The organism is Pseudomonas sp. LB3P81, assembly GCF_054897965.1.
The window spans coordinates 3,031,408-3,053,359 of the sequence record NZ_JBUBVG010000001.1 but is presented as its reverse complement, the minus strand read 5'-3'; the positions used below and the strand labels follow the sequence as shown (position 1 = coordinate 3,053,359).

Sequence of the window (21,952 nt, the reverse complement as noted above, 5' to 3'; positions counted from 1 at the left end):
TGCTGGACTCAGAGCTGATTGGGTTGTCTCGAAATTATTTAATCTGGAACCCGCTGCGTTCCACATTGAAGGTGGATAGAGCTGCTCGCCGATTCGTGACGCAGTGCGTCACATATGTTCATCGCGTAGTCCATTTCGCAGTGAGCCCAAGATCGAATCAATCTAAAACCGGCTTCACCCAGGGAAATCAAAAATAAGGTAACGAATGGGTTCTGCGGAACCCGGGAGTGCCCATCATGAAACACGTCCATGCTTTCATTCTGTCGCTCGCTGCCGTGGGGCTGTTGATGTTTCCCGTGATGTTGCAGGCGGCCAGTCTGGAGCCAATCGACAGTTCAGGCGTGCAAGTTCAGCGGCAAGAGCAAAACGGGATTAGCTATCTTTCCGGTGGTGTCGGCGAGGATGAGGCGAAGGCTATCCAGCAGACCACGGGCTACAACTTGCACATGACCTTCGCCATAGGGCCGGAAAATAAATACGTTCCCGATGTAGAGGTGGCCATTCAGAAGGCCCAAGGGCAAACCGTGCTCACCCTGAGTGAGGCTGGCCCGCTGGTGTACGTTCAATTGCCTCCCGGCAAGTACACCGTTGTCGCAACGCGCAATGGCGAGGAACGACGTGACACGGCTGATGTGGGAAGCGGTGCGGCTCGCAATCTGGTCTTTCATTGGAACAGCGCCGAATAGTGGCGAATGAAAGAGGCAAAAGCATCGCGCGCCTGGTGATGAAAGCCGAGTTCATCAAATCCCAGGCATAAAAAAACCCTGAATCTTGCGATTCAGGGTTTTCGGTATTTGGTGCCCAGAGACGGAATCGAACCGCCGACACGGGGATTTTCAATCCCCTGCTCTACCGACTGAGCTATCTGGGCAACGGGGCGCATTAAACTGGTTTTTCAGGGGGTCGTCAAGCAAGTTTTCAAAAAATATTTAATTATTACCGTCGCTTACGTTCCGACCCTCGAAAATGCGGGATTACTCAGCCGGCGGAACGTAGCCGTCAGCCTTGGCGTATTCCTCGCCGGAGAAGTACTTGTCCATCTCGCCCTGAAGGTATTTGCGGTCTTCGGCGTTCATCATGTTCAGGCGTTTTTCGTTGATCAGCAGGGTCTGGTGTTTCTGCCAGTCAGTCCAGGCCTTGGCCGAGACGTGGTCAAAAATGTCCTGACCTTTGGCGCCCGGGAATGGAGCGCGCTCCAGGGCGGGCAGTTCTTCTTTGTACTTGCGGCACATGATGGTGCGGGTCATGACGACTCTCCTGCGTTCAATACGGCGGCCGCGCGTTCGAGCAAGGTTTTGACCGGGGCGGCAAGGCCCAGGCGCGGCGGGGTGGCGAGGTTATACCAGAGCCAGTCGGCCTCGGCCACGTGATGGCCGGCCTCCTGGACCTGAACCAGCCAGGGTTCGATGGATAACTGAAAATGGCTGAAGGTGTGCACCAGGCTCGGCAGCGCTTGTTGGCTGCCCAGTTCCAGCGAGTGCTGCGAGGCCAGATGTTGCAGATCGTCGAGGTCGTCGAGTTCCGGCAGGCTCCACAGACCGCCCCACAAGCCCGTGGAAGGGCGACGGTAAAGCAGAATCGCGCCTTCGCCGTTGGCGAGCATCGGCATCAGCGTGCGCTTCTGTGGCACGGCTTTGCGCGGTTTGGGAATCGGGTAGCGGGTTTCCAGGCCGAGCATGTGCGCTTCGCAACCCTTTTCCAGCGGGCAGAGCAGGCAGCTCGGTTTGCTGCGGGTGCAGAGCGTGGCGCCCAGGTCCATCATCGCCTGGGTGTAGGCGTTGACCCGATCATGCGGCGTGAAGCGCTCTGCGTTGGCCCACAGCTGTTTGGCGACCTTCGGTTCACCCGGATAACCCTCCTGAGCCGTAAAGCGCGCCAGGACGCGTTTGACGTTGCCATCGAGGATCGGCGCTCGCAGGCCCATGCTAAGGCTGGCGATGGCGCCAGCGGTGGACAGGCCGATCCCCGGCAGCTCAACCAGCTTTTCCACATCCCGCGGAAATTCGCCACCGTACTCGGCGACGACGATCTTCGCGGTCTTCTGCAGATTGCGCGCGCGGGTGTAGTAGCCGAGGCCGGTCCAAAGGTGCAGCACTTCGTCTTCCGGCGCAGCGGCCAACGCTTCGACTGTCGGCAACGAGGCCATGAAGCGGTCGAAGTAATTCAGCACGGTGCTGACCTGGGTCTGCTGCAACATGATTTCCGAGACCCACACCCGATACGGTGTGATGCCTTGTTGCCAAGGCAAATCGTGGCGGCCGTGGTGGTCGTACCAATCCAGTACCGCCGATGAAAACTGCTCGGCTCTCATTGCTTGAACAGCCCCTTCAATGCGTTTTTCAGTTCGGGGCTGACCTTGTCGCCAAGCTTCTCGTCGATCTTTTCGCTGATCTTGTCGCCGGCCAGCTTGGTGGCGACCTGGCCCATGCGTTCGTTGTCGAGGCGGCAAGCCTTGGCGCCGAGTTCCAGCGGGCCGCGGCAGCGCAGCGGCCACTCGATGCCGACGAACTTGTCACCGACCTGACAGGCCGGATCCGGCATGGCACTCGTATCGCCTTCGACGAGGATGCCGACGCGGTAATCCATGCCCAACACACGCAGATCGACGTCGCCGTCACCATTAACGGTCATGCCCGGAATACGAACTTTCAGGTCCGGGTTGCTGGCTACGCCATTGCGGAAAGTCAGGTTGCCCTTGAGTTCCTGGAACGGTGTGTCCTTGCCCCGCGGCTCGCCGCTGAGGGTTTTGCGGTTGAGCGTGGCGATGCCTTTGCACAGTTGCTGTTCGAGGTTGGCATTGAGCAACACGCCGTTGTTGATGATGAAACTGGCATTACCGTTGAGCGTTTCGATCAGCGCTTTCTCGCTGTTGCCATTGCCGGTCAGGTTGCTGTCGAGCGTGACCAGGCCTTTGACCGGCGGATTTTTACCCTGGCTTTCGAGGATTTTTTCCACAGGCACTTTGCTGATGCGCGTCTGCATGTTCAGCGCCGGTGTCTGTTGACGCACGTCGAGGGTGCCCTTGGATTCGAAGGTGCCGTCGTACAGGTTGCCGCGCAGGCTCTCAAGCGTCAGCAGACCTTCCTTGCCATTGGCCTTGAGTGCCGCGTTCTGGATCGGCAGTTTGTCGAGGGTCAACTGGCCAAAAGTCAGGTCAGCGTCCACATCCAGTTTGCTCAGACGTTCCACCGGCAACAGGCGCTCGCTGCTCCACGCGCCTTTTGTGGGTTTGTCCGGCAGCGGCGTGCTACCCGCGCCGGCCATGGCATCGGCTTCGGTGCTGGCCACTTCAGCCTGACGTACTTGTTTCGCGCTGTTGGCTTCAGCGGATTTTGGCGGCAGGTAACGGTCGACATCGAAAGTGTCAGCCTTGAGGACCGCCCGCAGCGATTGCTTGGCGAAGTCCTCGACGGCGATGCGGCCGCTGAAGGTGCTGTCGTCGACTTTCAGGTTGATGCTGTCGAACACTACGCTGGTCGGCGTACCGGCAACGCGGCTGACCAGTTCGACTTTGCTCAGGCTGCCTTCGGCCATGGCCGGGAGTTTCTGGCCGATGCTGTCGACGAACTTCGCCAGGTCGAACTGGGCAATCGAAATGCCGCCGTTGATTTGGGGCGTCTTGTCGAGGTCGTTGACCTTCAGCTCACCCAGTGCGCGCAATTGGTTGGCAGAGATCTTGATGCCGGTCCATTCGGCGACGTTCGCTGCTTTATCCAGCAGCAACTGGCCTTGGGCGGCGAAGGTCACGGTCTTGCCTTGCAGCGGATCGCCGGCGACTTCGCCGGACAGTTTCAGGTCTTCGAACTTGTAGCGTTGCAATGCGCGTTCGAAACGCAGCTCGCCATTGAGCTCGGTGCGCACCCGCAGAACCGGCTGATTGGTGCCGAGGAACGCGGTAAGTTTGACCGGGATGTTGGTTGAATCGTGGACCGGCCCGGTGCTCAGCTGGATGCTTTCTGCGCTGAAATGCTTGCCGGTCTTCTCGTCGCTGTATTCAACGCGGGCGTTGTTGACGGTCAGGCTGTCGATGTCCAGGCGGACCGGCTGCGCCGGTTTTTCCACCTGAACGGTGGTTTCCGGCGCAGGTTCGCCAGGCGTGACGGCAGGTGCGGTCGAGTTGGCAGCCGCCGGCACCTTGCCGATGTCTTCCCAGTTGCCGTGGCCGTCCTTGTCGCGGTTCAGGCGCAGGTTCAGGCCTTCGACACGCACGTCGCTCATCTGTACTTCGCGGCGCAGCAGCGGCAGCACACGCACCGACAGACCCAGCATCTGCAAGTCGGCGAACGGCTCGGTGGGCTTGGCCAGGGTCGCGACGCTGGCTTCGTGCAATTCCAGGCCCAGCCACGGGAACAGGCTCCAGCCAATGTCGCCATTGAGCGTCAGCTCGATGTGGGCCTTGTCGCGGGCAATCTGGCGGATCTCGTCTTTATAGTCGTTGGGATCGAAGAGGTGGGTCAGGGCAAAGCCCAGCGCCACAATGATCAGCAACAGCCCTAGAAGTACCAGACCCAGGATTTTGCCGAACGCTTTCATGGGCGAGTCCTTGTAGTTAGTCGAATTCGAATTTGCCGGGGAGTATAGCGCTCCGAAGTGGACGACCGGTCAGCGATCAGCCCGACAATATATCCAGCGGCACTTTCAGTTTGGCCGCCAGTGCTTGTGCTTCAAGGTGCCCGGCAGGCGCCAGCAGGCGTAATGTCGCGCCCGATTGCGACGCCATTGCCTGGGCTTCGTTCACCAGCCGTTCAGCAACCCCGCGACGTCGGGTGATTTTTCGCACACATAGTTGGGACAAATGCCAGACGTCCTGGTGCCGTTGCAGGCGTGCGGCGCCCAACAGGCGATCGTTGAAACGCCCGCCGATCAGCGAACCTTCCCGCAGACAGTCTTCGATCAACTGCACATCACCGGCAAACGGGGCGAACAGCCAGTCCGGCGCGTCGCGGTAGATTTTTTGCAGATCCTGCTGATCCTGATAGGTGGCTTCGTTCAGCAGCTCGACGATGATGGGCATGGCAATTTCCTTGAGCTTTGAGGAGCTGCCGAAGGCTACGATCTTTTGATCTTCTGACACCTCAATAAAGATCAAAAGATCGCAGCCTTCGGCAGCTCCTACGCTTGGACAGATCGGTTGACAGGGAAAGGGTGATATCAGTTTGGTTTTTCTGTCACCTGCAAATGGTAACCTCTGCCCGTTCGTCCGTCCTTCTGCGACGTGATGTCCTATCAAAATGAAGCTCCACCTCAAAAAAACAGTCATGCGTGCGCATAAGGATGGGGTGGGAAGTGGCTGCATGGCTTACGGCTTCTCGGTGTTCTGGCTGCCGCTGTCCAAAGCTCTGGGCGTGACCAAAGCAGTGGCCTGCGCGCCGGAGATGAGCTTCATCTCGCAAGTTTTCTCGTCTCAATGCGACTGGCCGATTTCGATGCTCGGCGGGATCTGGCTGGTGGTGGGGATTCCGTTGGCGTGGGGTGTTTGGGTGACTCTGCAGAAGACTGCAGTGCTCTTCCACTAAGAAGTTGATGGGTCTGGCCTTACATCTTCAGGCTAATACCAAACCCTGTGGGAGCGGGCTTGCTCGCGAAGGCGGTGTATCAGGCAGCATTTATGTAGCTGACCCACCCTCTTCGCGAGCAAGCCCGCTCCCACATTTGTTTTGTGCTCCATCCAAATGGCTTGTATGGACATGTCTATCCTCGACGCCACGGGTTTCACTCCGTCAGTCATATCACCTCCCGTGTTTCTGTTTCCCGCCCGCGCCCCTATAATGGCTGCCTTTTTCGCCCAATGATTTTGCGGAGCTGGTGATGGCCGAACGTAAGGCGTCAGTCGAGCGCGACACTCTGGAAACCCAGATCAAAGCCTCGATCAACCTGGATGGCACCGGAAAGGCCCGATTCGATATCGGTGTTCCTTTTCTTGAGCACATGCTGGACCAGATCGCCCGTCACGGGCTGATCGACCTGGATATTGTCAGCAAGGGCGACCTGCATATCGACGACCACCACACCGTGGAAGACGTCGGTATCACTTTGGGTCAGGCCTTCGCCAAAGCCATCGGCGACAAGAAAGGCATCCGTCGCTACGGTCACGCCTACGTGCCGCTCGATGAAGCGCTGTCGCGCGTGGTGATCGACTTCTCCGGCCGTCCGGGCCTGCAGATGCATGTTCCCTATACCCGCGCCACCGTTGGCGGCTTCGACGTTGACCTGTTCCAGGAGTTCTTCCAGGGCTTCGTCAACCATGCCCTCGTCAGCCTGCACATCGACAACCTGCGTGGCACCAACACCCACCACCAGATCGAAACCGTGTTCAAGGCGTTCGGTCGCGCGCTGCGCATGGCCGTAGAGCTCGATGACCGCATGGCCGGTCAGATGCCATCGACCAAAGGCGTTCTGTAATGCAGACGGTCGCGGTTATCGATTACGGCATGGGCAACCTGCACTCGGTGGCCAAGGCCCTCGAGCACGTCGGTGCCGGCAAGGTCTTGATCACCAGCGATGCCGACGTGATTCGTGAAGCCGACCGGGTGGTTTTTCCCGGCGTCGGCGCGATTCGCGATTGCATGGCGGAGATCCGTCGCCTGGGCTTCGACTCGCTGGTACGTGAAGTCAGCCAGGACCGTCCGTTCCTCGGCATTTGCGTCGGCATGCAAGCCTTGCTCGACAGCAGCGAAGAGAACGATGGCGTCGACTGCATCGGCCTGTTCCCGGGCGCGGTGAAGTTCTTCGGCAAAGACCTGCATGAAGACGGCGAACACCTGAAAGTCCCGCACATGGGCTGGAACGAAGTGAAGCAGACGGTGAGTCACCCGCTGTGGCACAACATTCCGGACCTGGCGCGTTTCTACTTCGTGCACAGCTACTACATCGCTGCCGGCAACGCGCGGCAGGTGGTGGGTGGCGGTCACTACGGTGTCGATTTCGCCGCGGCGCTGGCCGAGGGCTCGCGTTTCGCCGTGCAGTTCCACCCGGAGAAGAGCCATACCCATGGCCTGCAATTGCTGCAGAACTTCGCTGCGTGGGATGGTCGCTGGTAAATGGCCGTCAAGAAGAAGCCGCCGATCCTGACCCTCACTCCTGAACAGGAGAACGAGGCCAATCACAAGATCAAACGCTTCATGGAAGATCGCTTCGAACTGGACCTGGGTTCGTTCGAAGCGGCCGAAATCCTTGAGCTGTTTACCCGTGAAATTGCGCCGCACTATTACAACAGGGCGATTTTCGATGTGCAGACGCACCTCAAAGAGAGGTTCGAAAGCATTGAAAGCGACTTGTGGGCGCTCGAGAAAAACTGATTTCCGAGCGAAGCTGAACACTCGAATTTGAAGGTTTGCCAGATGCTGATTATTCCCGCTATCGATCTCAAAGACGGTGCCTGTGTTCGTTTGCGCCAGGGCCGCATGGAAGATTCCACGGTGTTCTCCGATGACCCGGTGAGCATGGCTGCCAAGTGGGTGGAAGGCGGTTGCCGTCGTCTGCATCTGGTCGACCTGAACGGCGCCTTCGAAGGCCAGCCGGTCAACGGCGAAGTGGTCACCGCCATCGCCAAGCGCTACCCGAACCTGCCGATCCAGATCGGCGGCGGTATCCGCTCCCTGGAAACCATCGAGCACTATGTGAAAGCGGGCGTGAGCTACGTGATCATCGGCACCAAAGCCGTGAAAGATCCGGCCTTCGTTGCCGAAGCCTGCCGCGCGTTCCCGGGCAAAGTGATTGTCGGCCTCGACGCCAAAGACGGTTTCGTCGCCACCGATGGCTGGGCTGAAATCAGCACCGTTCAGGTCATCGACCTGGCCAAGCAATTCGAAGCCGATGGCGTGTCCGCGATCGTTTATACCGACATCGCCAAAGACGGCATGATGCAGGGCTGCAACGTGCCGTTCACCGCTGCGTTGGCGGCTGCCACGCGCATTCCGGTCATCGCTTCCGGCGGCATTCACAACCTGGGTGACATCAAGTCGCTGCTCGACGCCAAGGCGCCAGGCATCATCGGCGCGATCACCGGCCGGGCGATCTACGAAGGCACCCTCGACGTTGCTGAAGCGCAAGCTTTCTGCGATTCGTACAAAGGCTGAGGACTGACCATGGCGCTGGCCAAACGCATCATCCCTTGCCTGGACGTGGACAACGGCCGGGTGGTCAAGGGCGTCAAGTTCGAGAACATCCGTGATGCCGGCGACCCGGTGGAAATCGCCCGTCGCTACGACGAGCAGGGTGCAGACGAGATTACCTTTCTCGACATCACCGCCAGCGTCGATGGTCGCGACACTACGTTGCACACCGTTGAACGCATGGCCAGCCAGGTATTCATTCCACTGACCGTGGGCGGCGGTGTGCGCACCGTGCAGGACATTCGCAACCTGCTGAATGCCGGCGCGGACAAGGTCTCGATCAACACCGCCGCCGTGTTCAACCCGGAATTCGTGGGCGAAGCGGCGCAGCATTTCGGTTCGCAATGCATCGTTGTTGCCATCGACGCGAAGAAGGTCTCCGGTCCGGGCGAAACCCCGCGCTGGGAAATCTTCACTCACGGCGGTCGCAAACCCACCGGCCTCGACGCCGTTGAGTGGGCGAAGAAAATGGAAGGCCTCGGTGCCGGTGAAATCCTGCTGACCAGCATGGATCAGGACGGCATGAAAAACGGCTTCGACCTGGGCGTCACCCGCGCCATCAGCGATGCGTTGGGCATTCCGGTGATCGCTTCCGGCGGCGTAGGCAACCTGCAGCACTTGGCTGACGGGATTATCGAAGGTCACGCCAGTGCGGTGTTGGCGGCGAGTATTTTCCACTTCGGCGAATACACCGTGCAGGAAGCCAAGGCCTACATGGCGCATCGCGGCATCGTGATGCGTTAAACAAACCGATACAGGCCAGTGGACATCATGGCGGGCTCAAGGCACTCTTGGGTACGCCATGGATCTTGGTAGCCAGACATGCTCAAACGCCTTCTTCTTGTCCTCGCCAGCGCTTCTCTATTGCTCATCAATGGAGTCCACGCTGAAGAAAGTCCCGACGCCGACCTCGTGTTGCTGACGGAAAACTTCCCGCCTTACAACATGGCCAAAAACGGCAAGAACTTCGCTCAGGATGAGAACATCAACGGCATCGCCGTGGACATCGTCCGCGAGATGTTCAAGCGCGCCAACATTACCTACAGCCTGACCCTGCGTTTCCCTTGGGAGCGTATCTACAAGCTCGCCCTCGAGAAACCCGGTTACGGCGTATTCGTGATGGCGCGGCTGCCGGACCGCGAGAAACTCTTCAAGTGGGTCGGCCCGATTGGCCCGGATGACTGGATCATGCTGGCCAAGGCTGACAGCAAGATCAGCCTTGAAACTCTGGATCAGGCGCGCCAGTACAAGATCGGTGCATACAAGGGAGATGCGATTGCCGAGACCCTGACAAAGCAGGGTCTTAAGCCGATCGTCGTACTGCGGGATCAGGACAACGCGAAGAAGCTGGTCAACGGTCAGATCGACCTGTGGGCTACCGGCGACCCCGCCGGGCGCTATCTGGCGCGCCAGGACGGGGTAACCGGGCTCAAGACCGTGCTGCGCTTCAACAGCGCCGAGCTTTATCTGGCACTGAACAAGGACGTGCCGGACGAAACCGTTGCCAAGCTCCAGGCTGCGCTGGATCAGTTGCGCAAGGAAGGCGTGGTCGACGAGATCATGGGGCGGTATCTGTAGGCCCCGGCAAGTCTTCCATCGACTGCGGCGTGACGTTGAGATCACTTGCCTGCTCCGAAGTGCCTTCGCCCGTTGTTGAGTCTGTCGCCAGTGGTGGCGAGAGGGTGACGGCGCAGTTTTCTTCTGATGGATATTCGGTCAGGTGCAGGCTTTCGTCATCGGAATACTCAATGCTGATTGCCACTGGAGTGTTGTCTTCGCGCAGCAACTCATAACTGCTTTGCATTTGATACACCGCCACGGCCTTGTTTTTTGCGGCCATGGCGATGACTTCCTGATTGCGCGTGTTCCACCATCCGTTGGATGAGGTTTCGGTGTGAGTGAATTGTTTGTTCAGGTTTGCCGAAAAACTCAATGCCTGGACATTGCCGGGAGAATTGAATGGCCATGCGGTATCCACTTCGACAGAGGTGAGGCGGTTGAATGTCTGTAATGTCGTCGTGTTTTGCGCCCGCACTGCTGTCCATTTGATAGGTCGAGCCTTGTCGCTGGTGTTGTGGCCATGTCCAATGAGCACGTATTGGTCGGTTCTTTCCAGGCGGTAGACCGGGGACGTACGTAATTGATCAATGGGGGGCATGTTGTCTTTAACGGCGAACCACGGAAGTTTGGCTATCTGAGTGACCTTGGCTGCTTCGACCGCTGAAGGCGCTTCGTATCCGGAGAGTGCCGGAGCCTCTGGCGCTGAGGTTACTTCGAGAGGGATCTGCATCCGTAATGCGTAGACCAGGGGGGATGCCGGTTTCGTATGGCTTTGGACGCCAAAAAAGGTGCCTGGTGCAAAGTAGATCTCGCCCGATTCTGCGGCCGGCGGAGCAATATTCCAGGCGCTGAAATTCTGGTTTGCACCACTGCCCTTGTCGTTCCAGATCAAATCGCCGATGTTTGAAGCGATGACCAGATCTGCTCGCACACAACGTATAGCGTTAAGTGACGGTTTTTCGTGGTCGCTGGAACACACCAGCCCCATTGCGACATAGCCTGCAGGAGGAATCGGGCGCCATATCGACGCGTCTGTTGAGGCGCCAGAGCCTTGATCTGTCCAGACTCGTTCGAAGTCGTCAGGCCGTCTGAGTGCATTTCCTCTGGTGCTATCGACGCTTGGTGAGCCGCTTTCGCAGACAACTGCCGCTACCCTCGCGCCGTTGATGTTGCCCTCTTCTGAAACTGCCAGATCGCCTAGTGGAAAGAAACCCGGTAGTAAATCAGGGTTAGGTGAGGGGCGCCAAAAACCGGCGGCGGCCGAGCTGAGACTTTTAGTGTCCCAAACCCGATTGAGCTCCGTCGTAAAATTGATCAGCAGGTTATCGAGCTTTATGGATTCCATTTGCCTGGTGGGCAATGCGCCATTTTCATTGGTAGTCATAGTCAGTCCTGATAGAAAAAGGCGACTCGGGAGAGTCGCGACCTGTCGGAGGTCTCACTATCGGGAAACGGGCGAGGCGCCTGGTGGTAACTATGTATAGGTCGTTGCGGGGTATTACCGATACACGCCGTTTTGGCCATGCGCGGCTGTTGCGCGATTGCCGCGTACGCTGATCATCTGGCGGATATCGATCCACTCAATCCCTTGAGCCTTAAGCTTCGGCAATTCCCGCTCAAGCACCGCCAATGTTTGAGGGTACGGATGGCCGATCATGACCGCTGAACCCTGGTTACGGGCCAGGCTGATCGCAGTCTGCAACTGAGCAAAAATCGCCGCCTCGGTGCGTTCGTCATCGAGAAACACATCCCGCGAAACACTCGCCAGATCAATCTTTTGCGCCTGCTGAGCCGCAACGGTTTGCGCGCTGGTGCGACTGTCGACGAAGAATTTGTGGCGGCGTTGCAACTCGGCCATCAACCACGCCATCGCCACTGGCTGGGCGGTCATGCGGCTGCCCATGTGGTTATTGATACCAGCGGTGTACGGCACCCTTTTGAATGCTGCGTTCAGCCGTTTTTCAAGTTCTTCGATGGGCAGGTCGGGGTGCCAGGCGAACGGCCCGGTGGCCGGGTCCATCGGCATGTGCAGGATGACGATCTTGCCGGCGCGATGAGCTTCGCGGGCGAATTCGGTGGCGTGGGGCGTGTCGGGCATGATCGCCGTGGTCACCGGACCGGGCAGGGCCAGCACGCGGCGATCCCGGGGCAGGTTCTGCCCCAGGTCATCGATGATCAGAGTGATGTAGGCCTTTTGAGAGGCGGGCGCTGCGTGAGCAACACCCGCCAGACAGCACAACAGAGCGAGGACTAACCGTAGGCGCATCTCAGCGGCCGGAGGTGATGCTCAACCCTTTGAGCAGGCTCAGGGCCTGGGCTAGCTGGTAATCATCATCCTGCGGCATTGCCTTGGCCTTGCCGCTGGAGCCGGTCGGTTTGTCGGCGCCGCCGTTGCCATTGCCCAGGTGACCTTGCAGATCGGCTTCCTTGAAGTACTCGCCGTCCTGCTCGCTGGTGATCTTGGCCTTGCGCACTTCGATGTCCGGAACGATGCCTTGCGCCTGGATCGAGCGGCCGTTCGGCGTGTAATACAGCGCCGTGGTGATCTTCAGTGCGCGATCGTTGTTCAGCGGCAGCACGGTTTGTACCGAGCCTTTGCCGAAACTGGTGGTGCCCATGACCACTGCGCGTTTCTGGTCTTGCAAGGCGCCGGCAACAATTTCCGAAGCCGAGGCGCTGCCACCGTTAATCAGTGCAACCAGTGGCACGGCTTCGCTTTCGTCCTTGCCGGTGGCGGAGAAGCGCAGCTCGGAGTTGGCGATGCGACCCTTGGTGTAAACGATCAGGCCCTTGGTGATGAAGTGGTCAACCACTTCCACCGCAGCCTGCAGCACGCCGCCCGGGTTGTTACGCAGGTCGAGGATGATGCCGTTGAGCTTCTTGCCGTTGTCCTTGCGCAGCTTGGCCAGTGCCTTCGACACTTCTTCGCCGGTCTTGACCTGGAATTGAGTGATGCGGATGTAGCCGTAGCCGGACTCCAGCAACTGGCTTTTCACGCTCTTCACCTGAATGATGGCGCGGGCCAGGGTCACGTCGAACGGCGTACCGCCGTCGCGCACCAGGGTCAGGGTGATTTTCTGGCCGATCTTGCCGCGCATCTTGTCCACGGCTTCGGTCATGCTCTGGCCGCGAGTCGGCTGGCCGTTGATCTTGACGATGAAGTCGCCCGCCTGAATGCCAGCCTTGGAGGCCGGGGTGTCATCAATGGGCGAAACCACTTTGATGAAACCATCTTCGGCACCGACTTCGATGCCCAGGCCGCCGAATTCGCCGCTGGTGCTTTCCTGCAATTCAGCGAAGTCTTCCGGGCCCAGGTAGGCGGAGTGCGGGTCGAGGTTGCTGAGCATGCCCTTGATGGCGTTTTCCAGCAGAGTCTTGTCGTCCACAGGTTCGACATAAGCTGCCTTGATCCGGTCCATGACCTCGGCAAAGGTGCGCAACTCTTCCAGCGGCAATGGCGCCTTGGTAGTCGCAGCAGTGCCCGCAGGCGCGACTGCCGGCGCTGGTTGAGCAGCGAACGCCAGAGGCGCGCCGATCACCAGGGCGATCGTCAAGGCCAGCGAGGTAAGACGGGACAAATGCAGCATGTCGAACGAACTCCTAATGTAGGTGACTCAACGCCTATCCTTGCGCGCGGCACCATTGCGCCGGATCACTCGGGTGACCCTGCTGACGAATAGCGAAATACAGCGCTGGCGTGTCCTGCCCGCCACTGTTGCCGACAGTGGAGATGGACTCACCGGCTTTTACCACGTCACCCGCAGACTTGAGCAGCGTCTGGTTGTGACCGTAAAGACTCAAAAAACCGTTGCCATGGTCGAGAATCACTAGCAGCCCGGCACCGCGCAACCAGTCGGCAAACACCACGCGACCGCCATGCACGGCATGCACCTGGCTGCCGGCGGAGGCACTGATCATCACGCCGTCCCACTTGGTCCGGGCGTCGTCGCCACGGGTTTCGCCAAAGCGTGCCAGCAGTCGACCATCAATCGGCCACGGAAGTTTGCCGCGAGTTGAAGCAAAAGGGCCGCCGAAGGTTTCGCCTGAACTGGAAACCAGCGCGCCAGGTGTCGATTTAACGGGGTTGCGTGGGGCGTCGGAGGCATTTGCCTGAGCCTCGGCCTCACGTAAACGCTTTTTTTCGGCTTCCTGCTGGGCGATCAGCGCTTTTTGCCGCGCTTCTTCTGCCTCACGAGCCTGGCGGGCCAGGGTTTCTTCGATGGTTTTAAGGACTTTAGACAGGTCTGCCTGATCCTGCTCGCGGGCGGCCAGCTTCTGATCGCGCGCCTTTACGTCGTCGCTGAGCTTGGCGAGGACTTGCTGGCGCTCCTGACGGACTTTATCGAGTTCATCGCGCTGGCTGTCGAGGCTGCTCTTCTGCACCAGCAATTGCGCTTGTTGCAGGGCGATGTCTTTTTCGACGTTGGCCAGTTGGCGCAGGGTTTCGTTGAAATTCTTCAGCTGCTCCAGGCGGGCCTGGCTCAGGTAATCGTAATAGGTGAGGGTGCGGGCGAATTTTTCCGGGTTCTGCTGGTTGAGCAACAGCTTCAAGTACTCCTGACGGCCGTTCTGATAGGCCGCGCGGGCCTGGATGGCAATCAGTCGTTGCTGTTCAATGCGCGCGCTCTGGAGTTTTTTTTTCTCACCATCGAGACGCTGCAGCTCGGATTCGCTTTTCTTCAGCTCTTTTTGCAGGGCATCGACCTGCTTTTCGAGCTTGCCCATCTCGGTCTCGGTGCCCTTGAGGTCTTTCTGCACACCGGATTTTTCTTCCTGGAGCTTGCCCAGCAGTTTTTTCAGCTCGGCAATGTCCTGACGCGTGGCGTCCAACTGTTGTTGGGTTTGCGCGCGCTCGTCAGCAAAGGCCGGTTGGAGCAGGCAAGTCAGAGCAAGGGCTATCAGGACGCGGAGCATAGAGGCGGGCGACACCAGGGAAAGGGACGGCCTAGTATGCCCGCCATGCGCCGCAAAAAAAACGCCCAATTGGGGCTGTGTGATAACCGGCCTGTAAAACACCGCAAAACCACTGTGGAATCGTCGCACCGCCGCTCCCACAGTGGTTTTACGGCGTTTGTAATACTGATTACACCAGAATCGAAGTCCCGGTCATTTCAGCCGGTTTTTCCAGGCCCAACAGCTTCAGCATGGTCGGCGCCACATCCGCCAGCACACCGCCCTCACGCACCTTGAGGTCACGCTTGCCGACATAGATGAACGGCACCGGCTCGGTCGTGTGAGCGGTGTGAGCCTGGCCGGTGGACTCGTCGGACATTTGCTCGACGTTGCCATGGTCGGCCGTGATCAGCGCTTCGCCGCCGACTTTTTCCAGCGCATCGACGATACGTCCGACGCACTGGTCCAGGCATTCCACGGCTTTCACCGCAGCTTCGAACACGCCGCTGTGACCAACCATGTCGCCGTTGGCGTAGTTGACCACGATCACGTCGTAACGCTGGTTTTCGATGGCATCGACAATGCGGTCGGTGACTTCCGGCGCGCTCATCTCCGGCTGCAAGTCATAGGTCGCGACTTTCGGCGACGGGATCAGAATGCGTTCTTCGCCCGGGAACGGTTCTTCGCGACCGCCGGAGAAGAAGAATGTCACGTGGGCGTATTTTTCGGTTTCAGCGATACGCAGCTGGGTCTTGCCGTTTTTCGCCAGGTAGTCACCCAGCACGTTGTCCAGGCTGCTGGCGGCAAAGGCCGATGGTGCAGGGATGCTGGCGGCGTATTGGGTCAGCATGACGAAGCCGGCCAGTTTTTGCTGGCGGGCACGTTCGAATTCCTTGAAATCGTCTTCGACGAACACGCGGGTCAGTTCGCGGGCGCGGTCGGCGCGGAAGTTCATGAACACCACGGCGTCGCCGTCTTCGACTTTCACCGGCTCGCCGATGGAAGTGGCTTTGACGAATTCGTCGCTCTCGCCACGGTCGTACGCGGCTTGCAGGCCTTCTTGGGCGGTGGCGGCGTTGAATTCGCCCTTGCCGTCGACGATCAGGTTGTAGGCCTGGGACACGCGGTCCCAACGGTTGTCACGGTCCATGGCGAAGTAACGGCCAATGATGCTGGCGATCCGGCCTTTGCCCAGGGCCTTAAAAGACGCGTCGAGCAATTCGATGGACGACTGTGCGCTTTTCGGCGGTGTATCGCGGCCGTCGAGGAAGGCGTGCAGGTAGATTTTTTCGGCGCCGCGCTTGGCAGCCAGTTCCGCCATGGCAACCAGGTGATCCTGGTGGCTGTGAACGCCGCCATCGGACAGCAGGCCCATGAAGTGCACGGCTTTGCCGGCGGCAACGGCTTTATCCACCGCGGCGCAGATGGTCGGGTTCTCGAAAAACTCACCGTCGCGGATCGATTTGGTCACGCGCGTAAAGTCCTGATACACAACGCGGCCGGCACCGAGGTTCATGTGGCCGACTTCGGAATTGCCCATCTGGCCATCCGGCAGACCGACGTCCATGCCGCTGCCCGAGATCAGACCATTCGGCACAGTGGCCCACAGGCGGTCCAGAACGGGCTTCTTCGCCGCATAGATGGCGTTGGATTCAGGGCTCTCACTGTGACCGAAGCCGTCGAGAATAATCAGGACCAAAGGTTTAGGCGTGGTAGTCATGGATTCCGCTCGTGGCTGAATGAAAAGAGGGGCAATGAAAAAGGGAGTGGCAGTTTAATGCGAAGTTCCGACGGCGTCACCGCCGGACGGGGTTTGGCCCACCATAGTGGCTGTGTATACTGGCCGACATTTTAACGCCCTGGAACCTCCTTCGATGGTTGCTAACCTGATTCAATTCGCCACTAACCACTATCTGCTCGTCGGTATCTTCGTCGTACTGCTGGCGTTGCTGATCGCTTATCAGATGCAAGGCGGCGGCCGCAGCCTGAGCACCGGTGAACTGACCGGGCTGGTCAACAAGGACGCGGGCGTTGTGATCGACATCCGTTCGAACAAGGATTTCGCCGCCGGTCACATTGTTGGTGCGTTGAACATTCCTCACGACAAACTGGCTGCGCGCGTCGCCGAGCTGGAAAAGCACAAGGCCAAGACCATCATTCTGGTCGACGCCATGGGCCAGACCGCCGGCACGCATGCCCGCGAGTTGATGAAGTCCGGCTTCACCGCCGCCAAGCTGTCTGGCGGTATTTCCAGCTGGAAAGGCGACAACCTGCCGCTGGTGAAGTGATATGAGCAACGTCGTCGTCTACTCCAGCGATTACTGCGGTTATTGTTCCCGGGCCAAGCAACTGCTCGAGAACAAAGGCGTGGCCTTCGAAGAGATCAAGGTCGATGGCAAGCCGCAGGTGCGTGCCGCCATGGCTCAGAAGGCCGGGCGCACGTCCGTGCCGCAGATCTGGATCGGTGAGCGCCACGTTGGCGGTTGTGATGATTTGTTTGCCCTTGAGCGCGCCGGCAAGCTCGACGCCATGCTCAAGGCCTGAATGCTTTCCCTATAAGACCCCAAGATCAGAAAGGATCTGAGATGACTGACCAACAGAACACTGCAGCCAGCGAAGAAGAAACCGCACCGCAATTCTCCTTGCAGCGCATCTACGTACGTGACTTGTCCTTCGAAGCCCCGAAAAGCCCGGCGATCTTCCGCCAGCAGTGGGAGCCGAGCGTCGGTCTGGATCTGAACACCCGTCAGAAGGCGCTGGAAGGCGACTTCCACGAAGTCGTGCTGACCCTGTCCGTAACCGTGAAAAACGGTGACGAAGTGGCGTTCATCGCTGAAGTGCAACAGGCCGGGATCTTCCTGATCAAGAACCTGGACGACGCTTCGATGAGCCACACCCTCGGCGCGTTCTGCCCGAACATCCTGTTCCCGTACGCTCGCGAAACCCTGGACAGCCTGGTGACCCGCGGTTCGTTCCCGGCCCTGATGCTGGCTCCGGTGAACTTTGACGCGCTGTACGCACAAGAACTGCAACGCATGCAGGCGGCTGGCGAGACTCCAACCGTTCAATAAAAGCTTCGTTTGCTCCATGAAAAAAGCGCCTTCAAAGGCGCTTTTTTCATGGAGCAAACGAAGCCTTCGGGTAGGAGCTGCCGAAGGCTGCGATCTTTTGATCTTGAAACACAAAGTCAAAAGATCGCAGCCTTCGGCAGCTCCTACATTGGAGTGTGGTGTTACTTGAACCCGAGCTGACGCCAGCCTTCGTAGACGGCAACCGCCACGGTGTTCGACAGGTTCAGGCTGCGACAGCCTTCGCGCATCGGCAAGCGCAGGCGTTGTTCACCAGGCAGGGCATCCAGCACTTCCGCTGGCAAGCCACGGCTTTCCGGACCAAACAGGAACGCGTCGCCCTCGGCGAAACTGGCATCGTGGAACGGCCGCGAACCTTTGGTGGTGAAGGCGAACAACCGCGGATGACCAAGGCTTTCCAGACAGCTGGCGAGGTCTGCATGGCGTTGCAGGGTGGCATACTCGTGGTAATCGAGGCCGGCCCGGCGCAGTCGCTTGTCGTCCATCTCGAAGCCCAGCGGCTCGATCAAATGCAGGTGGCAGCCACTGTTGGCGCACAGCCTGATAACGTTGCCGGTATTCGGCGGAATTTCTGGTTGGAAAAGGATGACGTGAAACATGCACGGCTCCGAAGGTAAAGATGACGGGCATTCTACGCCGCAAGCGGACCCGCGTTCGAAACTATTCCCACGGGTGATGGGTTCGCTGGCGATTGTCGGGGTCATGGTGGGGCTGATGATCGGTCGCCTGACCACGCCCGACCCCAGTGAACTGCAGCAAGTCGACGTGACGAACGACGGGTTGGTGGTGTGGTTCAACAACGCACCCAAGACCCACGGCGAGTTTGTCGACGGTAGCCTTGCGTTGCTGTTCGAAGCTGAAGGCAAGGCGCAGAAAGGTCAGCTCAAGCTCAACGACAAGAGCGTGAACTGGCGGGTGCGTCTGAGTGATGGGGGGTTGTTGCTGTCGGTGGTGGCGGCCCGGCCACTGCAGGGTGAGTGGGCCGGTAGCGAGGTCGATGACCGCTGGCGGCTGGAGATCCATCTCCGAGAGCAATAAAAGAGGGAATCCCCGGCCTGCCTGTACCAAGGTTCCCAAAACGGCAGGGCTCGCGCATTGCGTCGTGAGCCCGGTGTAAAGAAGGAACCCCTGACCTGCCTGTATCAAGGGCCCCAAAACTGTTTGGGCTCGTCGCTTGTGCGGTGTGAGCCCGATGTAAAGAGGGGAATCCCCGGCCTGCCTGTACCAAGGTCCCCGAAACCGGGTAGTGAACTGAATCACTGAATGGACTATTGCAGGGGGCGTGCCAGGTTTTAATAAGTTGAAACAGAAACCCTCTTTGAAACGCTGAAGGCCCCGTAATCCGGGGCTTTCGTGTTTTTTCGATAGGAGTTCGATTGCGAACGCAGGCGGGCTTTCGAAGGGGGGTTCGTGCGCGATTGCGGTTCACGGTGCATTCAGTCGGTGCACAAAGCTCTAAATGTGGGAAGGGCCGGGCGACCTTTGCTTGCTCGCGAAGGCGGTGTGTCAGGCAACAATGATGTTGGATGTGCTGGCCCCTTCGCGAGCAAGCGAACGTCGCCCGGCCCTTCCCACATTGGTTCGGTGTTGACCACAAAATGAGGGTCTTGCACAAAACCTGTGGGAGCGGGCTTGCTCCGGGCGGCGTTCCGACGAATGGATGTAACTGTCAGCGAAGAGTTAGAGGCTACTTAACCCTCTTCCCCCTCATCATCATCCCCACCATCAACCTTCATCCCCAATTCCTTGATCTTGCGCGTCAGGGTATTACGCCCCCAACCCAGCAAAACCGCGGCATCACGACGACGGCCGGCGGTGTGTTTGAGGGCGGTTTCGATCATGATCCGCTCAAACGCCGGCACCGCGGCGTCGAGCAGGCTCGACTGACCGCGAGCCAACGCCTGATCAGCCCACTGGCGCAGCGCTTGCTCCCAATTGGTCACCGGCGCCGAATCCTGCGGCAAGCTCAGCAGCTCTGGCGGCAGGTCGCTGATGTGCACTTCGCGACCCGAAGCCATCACCGTGATCCAGCGGCAGGTGTTCTCCAGCTGACGCACGTTGCCGCCCCACGGCAGGTTCTTCAGGTATTCCTCGGTTTCGCTTTTCAGCAGCTTCGGCTCCACCGCCAATTCTTGCGCGGCGCGACTGAGGAAGTGCTTGGCGAGGGTCGGGATGTCTTCGCGACGGTCCGACAGCCGCGGTATATGAATGCGGATGACGTTGAGGCGGTGGAACAAGTCCTCACGGAATTTCCCGGCGTGCACCAGGGTTTCCAGATTCTGGTGGGTCGCGGCGATGATTCGCACATCAACCTTCACTGGCACATGACCGCCGACGCGGTAGAACTCGCCGTCGGCCAGCACGCGCAGCAAACGGGTTTGCGTGTCCGCCGGCATGTCGCCGATTTCATCTAGGAACAGCGTACCGCCGTCCGCCTGCTCGAAACGTCCGCGACGCAGATTGGCCGCGCCGGTGAACGCACCTTTTTCATGGCCGAACAGTTCGGACTCCATCAGATCCTTCGGAATCGCCGCCATGTTCAGCGCAATGAACGGCGAAGTCGCCCGTGGGCTGTGACGGTGCAGGGCGTGAGCCACCAGCTCTTTACCGGTCCCGGATTCGCCGTTGATCAACACGGTGATGTTGGAGTGGCTCAAGCGCCCGATGGCGCGAAACACTTCCTGCATCGCCGGCGCTTCACCGATGATTTCCGGGGTGCGGGTCAGGGTTGGAGCGACTTCCAGACCTTGCTGTTCTTGAGCGTGCTGGTTCGCGCGCTTGACCAGCGACACGGCTTCGTCAACGTCGAACGGCTTTGGCAGGTATTCAAACGCACCGCCCTGATAGGACGCGACAGCGCTGTCCAGATCGGAGTGCGCGGTCATGATGATCACTGGCAGCCGTGGGTGTTGCTCGCGAATCCGCGCCAGAAGGTCCAGACCGCTGGCGCCCGGCATGCGGATGTCGGAGATGATCACGTCCGGCTGCTGGCGCGCCAGTCGGCTCATGACGCCATCGGCGCTGTCGAAGCTTTGCGTGGTCATGCCTTCTTGCTGCAAGGCTTTTTCCAGGACCCAACGGATAGAACGGTCGTCATCGACGATCCACACAGTTTCACTACGGCTCATGTCGATGTGGCTCCTTGTTCCAGTGGCAGAAAGATCGAGAAGGTGGTGTGGCCTGGATGGCTGTCACATTCGATCAGGCCCTGGTGCTGGCTGATAATGTTCTGGGTAATGGCCAGGCCGAGCCCGGTACCGTCCGGGCGTCCGCTGACCATGGGAAAGAAGATGGTTTCCTGAAGCTCCGCAGGAATGCCGGGACCGTTGTCGATGATTTCGATCTTGGTCACCAGGCGATGGCGCACGTGGCCGATGGTGAACTGGCGCATGGCGCGGGTGCGCAGGCTGATGCGGCCCAGGCGCAGTTCGTTCTGGCTGCTGATGGCCTGCATCGCGTTGCGCACGATGTTCAGGACCGCTTGAATCATTTGTTCGCGGTCGATCAACACATCGGGAATGCTCGGGTCGTAATCGCGCACCAACGTGATACAGCCTTGGCTTTCGGCTTCGACCAGATGAGAGACGCGCTCCAGCACTTCGTGGATGTTGCACATGGCCAGCGACGGCAGCTTATTGGAGCCGAGCATGCGGTCCACCAGGTTTCGCAGGCGGTCGGCTTCTTCAATGATGACGTTGGTGTAATCGCGCAGGCTCTCTTCCGGCAGTTCGCGGGCAAGCAACTGGGCCGCACCGCGAATCCCGCCCAGCGGATTCTTGATCTCGTGAGCGAGGCCGCGCACCAGCATCTTGCTGGTTTCCTGTTTCGACAGCTGCGCCTCTTCCTTGGTGATCCGCAGCAAGCGGTCACGCGGGTGGACTTCCAGCAGCAGCAGGGTGGCGCCGTTCGCCAGGATCGGTGTTACCGCGTAGTCGACGGTCAGCGACTGGCCGGTGAGGGCGGTGAGCATTGCTTCGCGCTTGGTGAACGGATGCGCCTGCTCGACCGCCTGACGCAGGGAATTCAGCGCTTCGGAGGATTCGGTGAACAGCTCACTGATGAACTGCCCATGGCTGCGCTGGCCACTGATGGCCAAAAGCATCTCCGCCGCCGGGTTCATGTACTCGAGGCGCAGTTCGGCATCGAGCAGGATGGTGGCGGTGGTCAGGTTGTCGAGCAGCAAACGATGCAGTGCGTCGCTAATGGTCATCGGGACCTCTTTTGGAGCAGGGCGCGCGCATGAATAAAGCGCTGATGCGGGGGAAAATGCAAAAACCAAACCAAGGCTCCGAAAAG

General features: G+C 59.2%; 23 protein-coding genes, 1 tRNA gene and 1 pseudogene. 12 read left to right on the top strand and 13 right to left on the bottom strand.

Features of this window, described 5'->3' with window-relative positions; translation table 11 throughout:
* Positions 1-236: 236 nt before the first annotated feature.
* Complete coding sequence (locus tag ACYZTL_RS14045) at positions 237-686, top strand: carboxypeptidase regulatory-like domain-containing protein (protein ID WP_461952291.1); 450 nt, start codon at positions 237-239, stop codon at positions 684-686.
* Positions 687-795: 109 nt separating this feature from the next.
* Here ACYZTL_RS14045 and ACYZTL_RS14040 read toward each other — a convergent pair.
* From ACYZTL_RS14040 to ACYZTL_RS14020, 5 genes are all read right to left on the bottom strand, one after another.
* A tRNA-Phe gene (locus tag ACYZTL_RS14040) sits at positions 796-871 on the bottom strand.
* Between the two features lie 103 nt (positions 872-974).
* On the bottom strand, positions 975-1,247 hold the full coding sequence (locus ACYZTL_RS14035; protein WP_288115271.1) for an oxidative damage protection protein: 273 nt from the start codon (positions 1,245-1,247) through the stop codon (positions 975-977).
* Positions 1,244-2,311 (bottom strand): A/G-specific adenine glycosylase, encoded by a 1,068-nt coding sequence (mutY, locus tag ACYZTL_RS14030; RefSeq protein ID WP_461952290.1) that lies wholly within the window; start codon positions 2,309-2,311, stop codon positions 1,244-1,246. Before mutY ends, ACYZTL_RS14035 begins: the two co-directional genes overlap by 4 nt.
* Positions 2,308-4,533: an AsmA family protein gene (locus tag ACYZTL_RS14025; RefSeq protein WP_461952289.1), complete on the bottom strand. Its 2,226-nt coding sequence runs from the start codon at positions 4,531-4,533 to the stop codon at positions 2,308-2,310. The genes mutY and ACYZTL_RS14025 overlap by 4 nt, the downstream gene beginning before the upstream one ends.
* A gap of 76 nt (positions 4,534-4,609) precedes the next feature.
* Complete coding sequence (locus tag ACYZTL_RS14020) at positions 4,610-5,014, bottom strand: acetyl-CoA sensor PanZ family protein (protein WP_461952288.1); 405 nt, start codon at positions 5,012-5,014, stop codon at positions 4,610-4,612.
* Between the two features lie 280 nt (positions 5,015-5,294).
* On the opposite strand from ACYZTL_RS14020, the pseudogene ACYZTL_RS14015 reads away from it, so the two are divergent.
* From ACYZTL_RS14015 to ACYZTL_RS13985, 7 genes and pseudogenes are all read left to right on the top strand, one after another.
* Positions 5,295-5,516, top strand: a pseudogene (locus ACYZTL_RS14015) (MFS transporter small subunit); the annotation flags it as partial.
* A gap of 292 nt (positions 5,517-5,808) precedes the next feature.
* Positions 5,809-6,402 carry an imidazoleglycerol-phosphate dehydratase HisB gene (gene hisB, locus ACYZTL_RS14010; RefSeq protein WP_003218037.1) on the top strand — a complete coding sequence of 198 codons (594 nt, stop codon included), beginning with the start codon at positions 5,809-5,811 and terminating at the stop codon, positions 6,400-6,402.
* Positions 6,402-7,040, top strand: coding sequence for an imidazole glycerol phosphate synthase subunit HisH (hisH, locus tag ACYZTL_RS14005; RefSeq protein ID WP_461952287.1), 639 nt, complete (start codon positions 6,402-6,404; stop codon positions 7,038-7,040). The genes hisB and hisH overlap by 1 nt, the downstream gene beginning before the upstream one ends.
* Positions 7,041-7,298, top strand: coding sequence for a DUF2164 domain-containing protein (locus ACYZTL_RS14000; protein ID WP_008024930.1), 258 nt, complete (start codon positions 7,041-7,043; stop codon positions 7,296-7,298). It begins immediately after the preceding gene.
* A 42-nt stretch (positions 7,299-7,340) separates the two neighbouring features.
* The gene (gene hisA / locus ACYZTL_RS13995; protein WP_017336056.1) at positions 7,341-8,078 is read left to right on the top strand and encodes a 1-(5-phosphoribosyl)-5-[(5-phosphoribosylamino)methylideneamino]imidazole-4-carboxamide isomerase; all 738 of its coding nucleotides are present in this window, start codon (positions 7,341-7,343) and stop codon (positions 8,076-8,078) included.
* A gap of 9 nt (positions 8,079-8,087) precedes the next feature.
* Positions 8,088-8,858 (top strand): imidazole glycerol phosphate synthase subunit HisF, encoded by a 771-nt coding sequence (hisF, locus tag ACYZTL_RS13990; RefSeq protein WP_007972752.1) that lies wholly within the window; start codon positions 8,088-8,090, stop codon positions 8,856-8,858.
* A 78-nt stretch (positions 8,859-8,936) separates the two neighbouring features.
* The gene (locus tag ACYZTL_RS13985; RefSeq protein WP_461952286.1) at positions 8,937-9,692 is read left to right on the top strand and encodes a substrate-binding periplasmic protein; all 756 of its coding nucleotides are present in this window, start codon (positions 8,937-8,939) and stop codon (positions 9,690-9,692) included.
* Here the strand turns inward: ACYZTL_RS13985 and ACYZTL_RS13980 are convergent.
* The 5 genes from ACYZTL_RS13980 to gpmI form a co-directional block, all read right to left on the bottom strand.
* Entirely contained in the window at positions 9,673-11,058 is a 1,386-nt protein-coding gene (locus ACYZTL_RS13980; protein WP_461952285.1) for a Vps62-related protein, read from the bottom strand. The genes ACYZTL_RS13985 and ACYZTL_RS13980 overlap by 20 nt on opposite strands.
* 114 nt (positions 11,059-11,172) lie before the next feature.
* The gene (locus tag ACYZTL_RS13975) at positions 11,173-11,940 is read right to left on the bottom strand and encodes a divergent polysaccharide deacetylase family protein (protein WP_461952284.1); all 768 of its coding nucleotides are present in this window, start codon (positions 11,938-11,940) and stop codon (positions 11,173-11,175) included.
* A gap of 1 nt (position 11,941) precedes the next feature.
* The gene (locus ACYZTL_RS13970; RefSeq protein ID WP_461952283.1) at positions 11,942-13,261 is read right to left on the bottom strand and encodes a S41 family peptidase; all 1,320 of its coding nucleotides are present in this window, start codon (positions 13,259-13,261) and stop codon (positions 11,942-11,944) included.
* A gap of 34 nt (positions 13,262-13,295) precedes the next feature.
* A complete protein-coding gene (locus ACYZTL_RS13965) occupies positions 13,296-14,588 on the bottom strand; it encodes a murein hydrolase activator EnvC family protein (RefSeq protein ID WP_461952282.1) in 1,293 nt (430 codons plus the stop codon).
* Between the two features lie 169 nt (positions 14,589-14,757).
* Complete coding sequence (gene gpmI / locus ACYZTL_RS13960; protein ID WP_461952281.1) at positions 14,758-16,287, bottom strand: 2,3-bisphosphoglycerate-independent phosphoglycerate mutase; 1,530 nt, start codon at positions 16,285-16,287, stop codon at positions 14,758-14,760.
* 154 nt (positions 16,288-16,441) lie between these two features.
* Between gpmI and ACYZTL_RS13955 the strand changes: the two genes are divergently transcribed.
* Genes ACYZTL_RS13955 through secB form a run of 3 tightly spaced genes read left to right on the top strand, consistent with a single transcriptional unit; the run spans position 16,442 to position 17,638 of the window.
* On the top strand, positions 16,442-16,855 hold the full coding sequence (locus ACYZTL_RS13955; RefSeq protein ID WP_461952280.1) for a rhodanese-like domain-containing protein: 414 nt from the start codon (positions 16,442-16,444) through the stop codon (positions 16,853-16,855).
* A 1-nt stretch (position 16,856) separates the two neighbouring features.
* Positions 16,857-17,111, top strand: a complete 255-nt coding sequence (grxC, locus tag ACYZTL_RS13950) for a glutaredoxin 3 (RefSeq protein ID WP_461952279.1) — start codon at positions 16,857-16,859, stop codon at positions 17,109-17,111.
* A 41-nt stretch (positions 17,112-17,152) separates the two neighbouring features.
* Positions 17,153-17,638 carry a protein-export chaperone SecB gene (gene secB / locus ACYZTL_RS13945; RefSeq protein WP_007949026.1) on the top strand — a complete coding sequence of 162 codons (486 nt, stop codon included), beginning with the start codon at positions 17,153-17,155 and terminating at the stop codon, positions 17,636-17,638.
* Between the two features lie 161 nt (positions 17,639-17,799).
* Here secB and ACYZTL_RS13940 read toward each other — a convergent pair whose 3' ends face one another.
* Positions 17,800-18,255 (bottom strand): tRNA (cytidine(34)-2'-O)-methyltransferase, encoded by a 456-nt coding sequence (locus ACYZTL_RS13940; RefSeq protein WP_007949025.1) that lies wholly within the window; start codon positions 18,253-18,255, stop codon positions 17,800-17,802.
* Here ACYZTL_RS13940 and ACYZTL_RS13935 point away from each other — a divergent pair.
* Positions 18,254-18,694: a hypothetical protein gene (locus tag ACYZTL_RS13935; RefSeq protein ID WP_461952278.1), complete on the top strand. Its 441-nt coding sequence runs from the start codon at positions 18,254-18,256 to the stop codon at positions 18,692-18,694. The genes ACYZTL_RS13940 and ACYZTL_RS13935 overlap by 2 nt on opposite strands.
* Positions 18,695-19,347: 653 nt before the next feature.
* Here ACYZTL_RS13935 and ntrC read toward each other — a convergent pair.
* Together ntrC and glnL are read right to left on the bottom strand one after the other, a co-directional pair.
* Positions 19,348-20,784: a nitrogen regulation protein NR(I) gene (gene ntrC / locus ACYZTL_RS13930; protein WP_461952277.1), complete on the bottom strand. Its 1,437-nt coding sequence runs from the start codon at positions 20,782-20,784 to the stop codon at positions 19,348-19,350.
* Positions 20,781-21,866 carry a nitrogen regulation protein NR(II) gene (gene glnL, locus ACYZTL_RS13925; protein ID WP_461952276.1) on the bottom strand — a complete coding sequence of 362 codons (1,086 nt, stop codon included), beginning with the start codon at positions 21,864-21,866 and terminating at the stop codon, positions 20,781-20,783. Before glnL ends, ntrC begins: the two co-directional genes overlap by 4 nt.
* Positions 21,867-21,952 lie beyond the last annotated feature (86 nt).